The sequence below is a fragment of the Roseibium aquae genome (assembly GCF_008711285.1).
Taxonomy (GTDB): domain Bacteria; phylum Pseudomonadota; class Alphaproteobacteria; order Rhizobiales; family Stappiaceae; genus Roseibium; species Roseibium aquae.
Map to the genome: position 1 here is coordinate 333,089 of NZ_VXDC01000006.1, position 10,009 is coordinate 343,097.

Annotated in this window: 8 protein-coding genes; 7 read left to right on the forward strand and 1 reads right to left on the reverse strand. The window is 60.2% G+C overall.

Translation table 11 applies throughout. The features are described from left to right. Window positions 1–58: 58 nt before the first annotated feature. The 6 genes from F0184_RS11965 to F0184_RS11990 all read left to right on the forward strand — a co-directional run bounded on the left by F0184_RS11965 (window position 59) and on the right by F0184_RS11990 (window position 7,468). Window positions 59–697 (forward strand): glutathione S-transferase family protein, encoded by a 639-nt coding sequence (locus F0184_RS11965; RefSeq protein WP_150496400.1) that lies wholly within the window; start codon window positions 59–61, stop codon window positions 695–697. A 26-nt stretch (window positions 698–723) separates the two neighbouring features. Then, on the forward strand, window positions 724–1,932 hold the full coding sequence (locus F0184_RS11970) for an acetyl-CoA C-acetyltransferase (protein ID WP_150496401.1): 1,209 nt from the start codon (window positions 724–726) through the stop codon (window positions 1,930–1,932). A 25-nt stretch (window positions 1,933–1,957) separates the two neighbouring features. Further along, window positions 1,958–4,177: a 3-hydroxyacyl-CoA dehydrogenase NAD-binding domain-containing protein gene (locus F0184_RS11975; protein ID WP_150496402.1), complete on the forward strand. Its 2,220-nt coding sequence runs from the start codon at window positions 1,958–1,960 to the stop codon at window positions 4,175–4,177. 170 nt (window positions 4,178–4,347) lie between these two features. Then, on the forward strand, window positions 4,348–5,406 hold the full coding sequence (locus tag F0184_RS11980; protein ID WP_244299138.1) for an AraC family transcriptional regulator: 1,059 nt from the start codon (window positions 4,348–4,350) through the stop codon (window positions 5,404–5,406). Window positions 5,407–5,498: 92 nt separating this feature from the next. After that, window positions 5,499–6,605, forward strand: a complete 1,107-nt coding sequence (locus F0184_RS11985) for a helix-turn-helix transcriptional regulator (RefSeq protein WP_208998442.1) — start codon at window positions 5,499–5,501, stop codon at window positions 6,603–6,605. Between the two features lie 584 nt (window positions 6,606–7,189). Further along, complete coding sequence (locus tag F0184_RS11990) at window positions 7,190–7,468, forward strand: DUF6460 domain-containing protein (protein ID WP_150496404.1); 279 nt, start codon at window positions 7,190–7,192, stop codon at window positions 7,466–7,468. On the opposite strand, the gene F0184_RS11995 is transcribed toward F0184_RS11990, so the two are convergent. After that, window positions 7,440–8,405: a histone deacetylase family protein gene (locus F0184_RS11995; RefSeq protein ID WP_150496405.1), complete on the reverse strand. Its 966-nt coding sequence runs from the start codon at window positions 8,403–8,405 to the stop codon at window positions 7,440–7,442. The genes F0184_RS11990 and F0184_RS11995 overlap by 29 nt on opposite strands. A 138-nt stretch (window positions 8,406–8,543) precedes the next feature. Between F0184_RS11995 and F0184_RS12000 the strand changes: the two genes are divergently transcribed. Then, a complete protein-coding gene (locus F0184_RS12000; protein ID WP_150496406.1) occupies window positions 8,544–9,899 on the forward strand; it encodes an MATE family efflux transporter in 1,356 nt (451 codons plus the stop codon). Window positions 9,900–10,009 lie beyond the last annotated feature (110 nt).

A 10,009-nucleotide genomic window follows, 5' to 3' on the forward strand; every position in this document is an offset into this window, starting at 1 on the left:
ACGCGCTCAGCGTGTAAAGTCACGTCTTGTTCGTGAGGTGACGAGGGGATCAAGATCGATGGCTGAGTACGTTCTTCACTGCATGGCCCAGTCGGGCCACTCCTACAAGGTCGCGTTGATGCTCGAACTGTGCGGCGCGGATTGGGAGCCCAGCTGGGTCGACTTTTTCAACGGCGAAACCCGATCGGAGAAATTCCGGGCCGAACTCAACGCGATGGGAGAAGTTCCGGTTTTGGATCACAACGGCCGGCTGCTCACCCAGTCAGCGGTGATCATGGACTATCTGGCCGAAATCTTCGGCAAGTTCGGGTGGAGCGACGATGACGAACGGCGGGAAATCCTGCGCTGGACCATCTTCGACAATCAGAAGCTTTCCGGCATGATCGGCCCGCTGCGCTTCCTGCGCGCGATCGCGCGGACCGGGGAAACAGATGTCACCAAGTTCCTGGAGGGACGGGCCCGCGGCGCGCTGGCCATACTGAACAATCATTTGGCCACCCGCGCCTTCGCCACCGGCGCCAAGCTGACGACGGCCGATTTCTCGCTTTGCAGTTATCTCTACTACGACGGGGAATACGGTATCGACTTGAGTGAATACGAGAACATTCAAAACTGGCTGGAGCGCATCAAGGCCCAGCAAGGATGGAAACACCCCTACGACCTCATGCCCGGACATCCGCTGCCGGATGCCGCCTGAGGCCCGCCGATCTAGAGGAGGATCTGATGCCTGAAGCCTTTATTTTCGATCACGTGCGCACCCCGCGCGGCCGCGGCAAGAAGGACGGCGCCCTGCATGAAGTGCCGACCGTGCGTCTGGCCGCAACCGCCCTTGAGGCCCTGCGGGACCGCAACGAACTGGACACCTCCCGGCTGGACGACGTGGTCCTGGGCTGTGTCGATCCGGTTGGCGAAGCTGGCGGCGATGTGGGGCGCGCCGCCGTGTTCGCCGCAGGCTATGACAGCTCCGTTCCGGGCATGCAGATCAACCGCTTCTGCGCCTCCGGCCTCGATGCCGTCAACATGGCGTCCGCCCAGGTCATGTCGGGCCAGCACAAGCTGGTCGTTGCCGGCGGTGTGGAAAGCATGAGCCGCGTCGGCCTCGGAGCCTCCGGCGGGGCCTGGCCGATCGAGCCGCAGGTCGCGATCCCCTCCTACTTCATGCCGCAGGGCGTGTCAGCGGATCTGATCGCGACGAAGTATGGCTTCACCCGGGACGAATGCGATGCCTATGCGGTCGAAAGCCAGAAACGCGCCGCCAAATCCTGGGAGGAAGGCCGCTTCGACAAGTCGGTGGTCCCGGTGAAGGACATCAACGGGATCACGATCCTTGCCAAGGACGAGCACATGCGGCCGGAGACCGACATGCAGTCGCTCGCCTCGCTCAATCCGTCCTTTGAACTGATGGGCGCCATGGGCGGCTTTGACGCGGTCGGCATTCAGGCGCACCCGGAAGTGGAAAAAATCCGGCATGTCCACCATGCTGGAAACTCCTCCGGGATCGTCGACGGGGCCGCCGCCGTCCTGATTGGATCGCGGACCGCGGGCAAGTCAGCGGGTCTGAAGCCGCGCGCCCGGATCAAGGCCTTCGCCAATATCGGCTCCGATCCGGCGCTAATGCTGACCGGTCCGGTCGACGTGACGGAGAAGCTGCTGAGAAACGCGAAGATGGAGATGAAGGACATCGACCTCATCGAAATCAACGAGGCGTTCGCCTCCGTCGTCCTGCGCTACCAGCAGGCTTTCGACCTTGATCCGGAGACCGTCAACGTCAATGGCGGCGCCATCGCGCTAGGCCATCCGCTCGGGGCCACCGGGGCGATGATTCTCGGCACGGTGCTGGACGAGCTGGAGCGCCGCGATCTGAACACCGCGCTCGTGACCTTGTGCATCGGCGCGGGCATGGGCACCGCCACCATCATCGAGCGCGTTTGACACCGGGCAGGAGGAGACAACACCAATGACATACACGAACTTCACCCTCGAAACGGATGCGGACGGGATTGCGGTGGTGACCTGGGACATGCCCGGAAAGTCCATGAACGTCATCGACATGAGCGTGATAGATGAGCTTGAGGCTCTCGTCGGCGCGGTGGTTAGGGACGACGTGATCAAGGGTGTGGTCATCACATCCGGCAAAGCCGCTTTTTCAGGGGGCGCGGACCTGACCATGCTGGAAGGCCTTTTGAAGGATTTCCATGTGAAACGCGCGCAGGATCCGGAAGCCGCGGCCAAGATGCTGTTTGACGGGTCGCGCAGGCTGACCCTCGTCTACCGTAAGCTGGAAACCTGCGGCAAGCCCTTCGTGGCAACCCTGACCGGCACCTGCATGGGCGGAGGAACCGAGCTCGCCCTGGCCTGTCACGCCCGGATCGCCGCGGACGATGACAGTTTCAAGATGGGCTTGCCCGAGGTCAAGGTGGGGCTGTTCCCAGGGGCGGGCGGCACACAGCGCGTCATGCGCATGACCGATAGCCAGCAAGGCATGCAGTTCCTGCTCCAGGGGCGCACTTTGCGGGCCAAGCAGGCCAAGTCCATGGGCCTGATCGATGATGTTGCCGCGCCGAAGAAGCTTGTCGAAGCCGCCAAAAAGATGCTCAAGGCCGGGGTCGATCCGGTCAAGCCGTGGGACAAGAAGGGCTACAAACTGCCGAATGGCCAGATCTATTCGCCCGCCGGATTCCAGTTCTGGCCCGCCGCCAATGCGATCTACCGGCGCGAGACCTTCGACAATTACCCAGGTGCCCGCTACTTGTTGCATTCGGTCGTCGAAGGCCTCCAATTGCCGATGGATCTGGCGCTCCAGGTCGAGAGCCGATACTTCGCGAAAGTCCTGCAAACGCCGGAAGCCGCAAACATGATCCGGTCGCTGTTCGTCTCCATGCAGGAGTTGAACAAGCTGGCGCGCCGCCCCGCCGATCAAAGGCCGAACAGGATCAAGAAGGTCGGCATCCTTGGGGCCGGCTTCATGGGGGCCGGCATTGCCTATGTCACGGCTCAGGCCGGTATCGATGTGGTTCTGATCGACCGCGACCAGGCCGCTGCCGACAAGGGGAAGGCATATTCCGACGAATTGCTGACCAAGGCGGTTCAACGCGGCCGCAGCACGCAGGAGGCGAAGCAAAAGGTGCTCGACAAGATCCTTCCGACCACCGACTACGCGGAGCTGTCGGACTGCGACCTTGTGATCGAGGCCGTTTTTGAAGACCGCGAGATCAAGAAGACCGTGACGGAAAAGGCCGAGGCGGCCATGAAGCCCAGGGCGATCTTCGCCTCCAATACCTCGACGCTGCCCATCACCTCTCTGGCCGAGGCGTCCCAACGGCAGAAAAGCTTTATCGGAATCCATTTCTTCTCGCCAGTCGACAAGATGATGCTGGTCGAGGTGATCATGGGCAAGAAGACCTCCGACCGGGCTCTGGCCATGGCCCTCGACTACATCAAGGCCATCAGGAAGACCCCGATTGTCGTGAATGACAGCCGCGGTTTCTACACGTCCCGCGTTGTCATGACCTATATCCGCGAGGGCTTGATGATGCTGGCCGACGGGGTTCCGGCCGCCATGATCGAAAACGCGGGCAAGATGGCCGGCATGCCGGTTGGGCCTTTGTCCCTGGGCGACGAGGTGGCCCTGGATCTGGCCTGGAAGATCGTGTCCGCCACGCGCAAGGATCTTGGTGTGAAATATGTAGAGGGTCCCCTCGACAACATTTTGGAGGACATGGTCGTCAAGCAGGAGCGTTTCGGGCGCAAGAACGCCAAGGGCTTTTATGACTACAAGGGCAAGGAAAAGAGCCTTTGGCCGGGGATCCCGGATGTGGTCGGCCAGCCAAAACCGGCAGAGTCCTTCAATATCGAAGAACTCAAGCAGCGGCTTCTGGTCATGCAAGCTCTGGAAACAGCCCGGATCTTCGAGGAAAGCTGCCTCACGGACGTGCGCGAAGCGGATGTCGGCTCTATCCTGGGCTTCGGCTTCGCGCCCTATAGCGGCGGAACGCTAAGCTACATCGACACGATGGGCACGGCGGCATTTGTCGAGCTTTGCAAGAAGTTCACCCGCAAATGGGGCCCGCGCTTCAAGCCGAACAAACTGCTTCGCGAGATGGCGAAAACGGGCGATACCTTCTACGGACGTTTCCCACCGAAGGCCAACGACGGCGAAAGCCAGGAAGCGGCCTGATCCATCGGGGGAACCCGTGAAATGACCCGCGCCCTCAGGCGCGGGCCTCCGCCCAGTTGAAAAGAAGCGCCGTCACCCCAGAGGAATTTTGCAAAACACGCCAACACGTTGCCAGTACGCGCCAAGTCTGCCATGATCCAGCTCCGACGCCACTGCACATGTCAGAAGCTATGGACCGATCAAAGTTTTGGGTTCGATCAGACTATTTGAACTTCCTACGGCCTCATGCTGCAACCAAGGATATAAACTGGCCGAAATTGCTGAAGGATCACGGCTTAACACCTGAAAGCCTATGTCATCCATACAGCACCGTGCCAGCGTCGACTTTTCGCTCTATTCTGGAAACCTTGTGCAGAGAAATCGATAACGATGCGATATTGTTCGATATCTTTCACGATGTCGAAGCTGGTCCATTTTGCACATGGGACTATTTGTTCGTCTATGCCCCGACATTGCGGGCCGCCATCGAATCCATTGTCCAGTATGGAGCGACAAGGACAAACGCAATCGATTTCCATTTCGAGGAGACCGGGGAACAGGGCATCTTTTCCTGGCGGTTCATGGACGCTGTCGGCCCTTGGCGGCAAAGCATGTATATCTGCGCCGCAATCTTCGTGCGCAGGCTCGAGCGGCTCCTGCAGATGCCAACCCCGCCGTTTCGGTTGGAATTCGCAACGACAGCGCCCAAAAGCACTTGCCGCTTCATCTCAAAGTATGCCGGCCAACTCGATTTCGACGCATTGGAAAACCGCATATTATTGCGCAAACAGCTGCTCGACACCGAAAACCAGACCTATGAAGAGAACCTCTACTCGCTCATCGCCAGGGCAGCAGCGCTGGAGAGTGAACGGCTTCTGGACCAGGGACCCCAGCTCGTTCGCGTGGCGGCTCAAATCAAAACAAACCTGAGATCCGGAACCTGCACGCTGAATGGCGTCGCCCACGACTTGAACATGTCCGCACGTGCTCTGCAGCGCCTGCTGGAACAGGACGGCAAAAGCTTTCGCACCATGGTTGAGACGGTCCGGCGATCAATGGCGGAACACTACATTGTCGAAAGCAACCGGCCGCTGAAGGAGATTGCCTATTTGACCGGATTTTCCGAACTCAGTACCTTTTCCCGGGCGGTAAAGGGCTGGTTTGGGATTTCGCCCCGGCAACTGCGGGACCGCAAACGTCCAGCGCCATCGCCCGTGGAGACCATCGAGCCTTTCCTGCGCAAGACGTAGATCTGCCTGGTCACACGAGTGTATTGTGAAGTTAACCTACCCTTGGCAGCCGGCACCACACATGGCCCCTCTGCCCAACACAAGCGGTTGTCATGCCCCGTTCCGATCCGCAGGAAATGATCAGAGCGCCCCGTTCCCAGTCCGGCGAGGATGCCAAGGAGCGAACCGGGGGACCCAGCCGCGAGTGGGCCCAGGCGGAGCAACTGCGCTACATCATTCCGTTCGTTGAATCCAAAGGGTTCCGGTGGATCGATATTGCCCGGAAATTCGATTTGCCGGCCCGTCCGGAAAAGCTGAAAAACGAACGCATCGAAGCGGCGGTTCTACTGGCGGCCTTCGAACATGTTGCCGAACTGACCGGCGACGATGCGGCGATGCTTGACTATTATTCTGGGCTTCCGCATGGCTCCATCCCGATTTTTGACTATGTGGCGCTCTGCGCCGGATCGGTGCGCGACGGCTTGAAGAATTGGGAACGTTTCATTGCGATCCGAACAAACTGCTACCGGATGGAGTTCACCGAAGACGCTGATTTCGGCTATCTGACCTGGCACATACCCGACCGCCTTGGCCCGCGGACGCAAAACATGTTCGCGAAGATCGCATGGGCCACGAGCAGGATCGAGCACATGATCGGCCAGCCAACGCCGGAATTGCGGATCGACCTGACCTCTACCGCGCCCCGGTGCGGGTCCTGTTTCCAGCACAGATATGGAAACAGACTGAAATTCGGACAACCTTACGACCGCATTCTGATCCCCGTGCGGTTCCTGGATCTGCGCCCACCCAAATCAGAAACGAACCTTTATTCGATTGTCGAAAGCGCGGCTTTGGCGGAAATCGACGAGGCCAATGCGCTGAACGACCCGCTGATCAAGGTCAAAACGGTGATCGGTGAGCAAATGAAATCCGGCACCTGTACCCTTGAAACCGTAGCTGCCCAGATCGGCAAGTCTCAAAGAAGCCTGCAACGTCTGCTTGAGGAAAATGGCACGAGCTTTCGCGGCCTGACGGACGACATCCGAAGAACGATGGCATCGCGCTATCTCAAGGAAACTGATCTCGGCTTGAAGGAAATCGCATTTCTGCTGGGCTTTTCAAATCTCAGTTCCCTGTCACGCGCCGTCCGCGGATGGTTTGACATGACGCCGAGCGAGGTGCGGCGGGAGGCAAGAACAAGGACGCGCAGGGAGCGATAACCGGCGGAGGGAAAAGGCACGGGCCCGGCAGTGCCGAACCCGTGCAAGAATCGCGGGTCATGCGTCAAGTGGGTGGGGCAACCTGACGAAAAACCCAACGATATTCGTCGCCACACTCTGCGCGCGCTGTTCCATTAGCATCGTTCAATGCAAGATCGACGGGGCATTACACAGAGTCAGTATCATCAAGATCGGATAATTTTCAGTGGCTTAGGATTTAGCCAGCACAACCGGTGGGATCGAATTGTGCCCGCAGCACCCATCTCTTTTGCGTAGTACATCTCACCTTGCCTGTAATTGGCATACGTATTCATTTCTTAGCATAAAACGCCAAACTTTCATGATCCGGAAGACAAGAGGCCATCGGGACCGGGCTGCTTGAGCCCAATCTCCCCGGATCAGCAGGCGTTCAATCGGAACCGGTTTCACACCCTGAGCTGATCGCTTCTTGAGGGGCCGCGCATCTTTGGGCGTTTCAAACAAAACGCCCGATACGCAAGCCAAACACCTCAAGGCACTTTGCATTCCGCGCCCGCGTCCCTTACATCGACATGGCGCAGTTCAGGGCAGCAAGGAGCCAGACGATGTCCAACAGCAGCCTTTCCCGTTTCATGGGCGGATCGCCGGGCCAAGTCGTCCTGCGCCTTGTCTTTTTGTCGTTCGTCGTTGGCGTGATTCTGGCTGCCCTCGACCTCGATCCGCGCGATCTTCTGTCCTATGCCTATGAGATCGTTGAGCGGATCTGGAACATGGGGTTTGACGCCCTCGGATCGCTCGGGCGGTATTTCCTCATCGGCGCGGTGATTGTCGTGCCGGTCTGGGTGTTTTTGCGCATTATCCGGGTCGTGACGGGACGTTCGTAATCCCTGCGGTTGCCTCCTCTTCAAGGGCTGCGCCGCCCGCAATTTTCGATGCGGCCCTGTGAAGGGTCAGGTGCCGGTCGGCCAGTTCGTCGATATTCTGACTGTAGCCGCCCCCGAGAACGCCCGCGACGGGAATCTGCCGGGCCCACAGAGTGGACAGAACCAATTCGTCCCGTTGCCGCAGGCCTGTCCGGCTCAGCGCGAGGCGCCCAAGACGGTCGCCCTCGAACGGATCGACCCCGGCATTGTAGAAAACCAGATCCGGCACGAAGCTTGCCAGCAGCTCGTCCAGTACCTTGCCCAGATGGCCCAGATAGACCAGGTCCCCGGTGCCGTCGGGCAAACCGATGTCGTGATCGGACGGCACCTTTCGGACCGGATAGTTCTTCTGCGCATGCATTGAAAAGGTCAAGACGCTGGGATCGTCCTGGAAGATATCGGCGGTTCCGTCCCCCTGATGCACATCAAGATCAATCACCAGGGCGCGGCGGATCGCTCCGGCGGACTGGAGAACCCGGATCGCGACGGCAACGTCGTTGAACACGCAAAACCCCGCGCCCTGTTTCCGCCGTGCATGGTGGCTGCCCCCGGCGGTGTTGCAGGCAATGCCATGCTCGAGGGCCAGATAGCCGGTGAGCACGGTTCCGGCGGTGGCGCATCTTGCCCGCATCGCGATATCCGGCCGGATCTCGAAACCGATTTCCCGGCTGACCGCCACCGTGACATCCGCGTTGAAAACCCGGTCCACATACTCCGTGTCATGAGCGAGGCAAATCCACTCGAAAGGAGCCGGCCTTGGCCGGTAGAAGCCGTCGTTGCCCAGCAGGCCGTCATGGCGCAGCCGCTGCGCAACGGCGCGGAACTTGTCCATGGGAAAGCGATGGTTCGCAGGTAGAACCGCGCAATAGTCGGGATGATGAACAAAGGGCACGCGCATGGCGTGAGTTATAGCTGCCCTTTGCGCTTCGGAAAGACCGCGCGCGCACAAACTGCGGGATATCGACCTTGACGGCCATGCGTGCCTGCGCGAAGACGAGCCACATCAACAGGCGCCCCCCCACATCCCAGGCAACGAATGTCCCAGGAAACTGACGCCCCTGCCCCCCGCGCGCTTCTTCCGGTCACGCATCGCGCGGTGCTGGCGATCGCGGTGCCCATGACGCTTGCCTACCTGTCCACGCCAATCCTGGGCATTGTCGACACGGCCGTCATCGGACGGCTCGGCGATGCGGCGCTGGTTGGCGGAATCGCGATCGGCGGCGTCATTTTCGATCTGGTTTTCACAACCTTCAATTTCCTGCGCTCCGGAACGACCGGCCTGACGGCGCAGGCGCTCGGCGCCGGAAACACCACCGAACAGCGTGCGACCTTGCTGCGCGCTTTGCTGATCGCAGTCGGAGCGAGCCTTGCGGTGATCCTTCTACAGGCTCCCTTGAAGCAGGCTGGCCTGCTCTTTCTGGGCGGCAGCGCCCAGGTCCAGGCAGCCACATCCGACTATTTCGACGTCCGGATCTACAGCGCGCCCTTCCTGCTGGCCAACTATGCCATTCTCGGCTGGTTCATCGGCCTGGGACGGGCGGGGACCGGCCTGTTTCTCCAGCTCGTCCTGAACAGCCTGAACATTGCCCTCAGCCTCTGGTTCGTTCTGGGCCTCGGCTGGGAGGTCCGGGGGGTGGCGCTCGCCACCGTCATCTGCGAGGCCGCGACCGTCGCGCTCGGCGGGCTGCTCGTCCTGTCCGCCGGCAGATCCAGCCGCTGGCCAGCGTTCAGCCAGGTGTTTCACCGCGCATCGTTTCAGCGCATGATGGCGCTCAACCGCGACATCATGATCCGTTCCTTCACGCTCCTGTTCGCCTTCGCGTTCTTCACCGCGCGGTCGGCCGAACAGGGCGACACGATCCTGGCCGCCAACGCGATCCTTCAGAAATTCCTGCTGGTCAGTGCCTATTTCCTGGACGGATTGGCGACGGCCGCCGAACAGCTCGCCGGCCGGGCCGTTGGCGCGCGCGACCGCAAGGCCTTCGACAGAACCGTGCTGCTGACGGCGATCTGGAGTTTTGCCGTCGCCACGGTTCTTTTTGCCATTCTTGCGGTTTTCGGCCCGGTCTTTCTCGATTTGATGACGATCGCGGAAGATGTCCGCGAGACGGGCCGCCAATTCCTGGTCTGGGCCGCTCTCGGGCCGCTGTTCGGGGTTCTCGCCTATCAGATGGACGGCATCTTCATTGGCGCGACCTGGTCGCGCGATATGCGCAACATGATGCTGCTGTCGCTTGTCCTGTTTCTCGCCAGCTACTACGCCCTGTTTCCGTGGTTTGGAAACCACGGCCTTTGGGCGGCTATGGTGCTGTTCCTCGGTGCCCGTGGACTGTCACTGGCCTTCATGTGCCGCTACCGGACAAGGGAAACCTTCGCTGTTGATTTTCACTGAGAACTGACCCGGTATTTCCACCGAGAATTGACCCGCCTTTTGTGTATGGAACGGCGGTTACGCCGTGGTCAAGATTTTGGCTTCCTCCCTTCGTTGTCGGCCTGATTTGC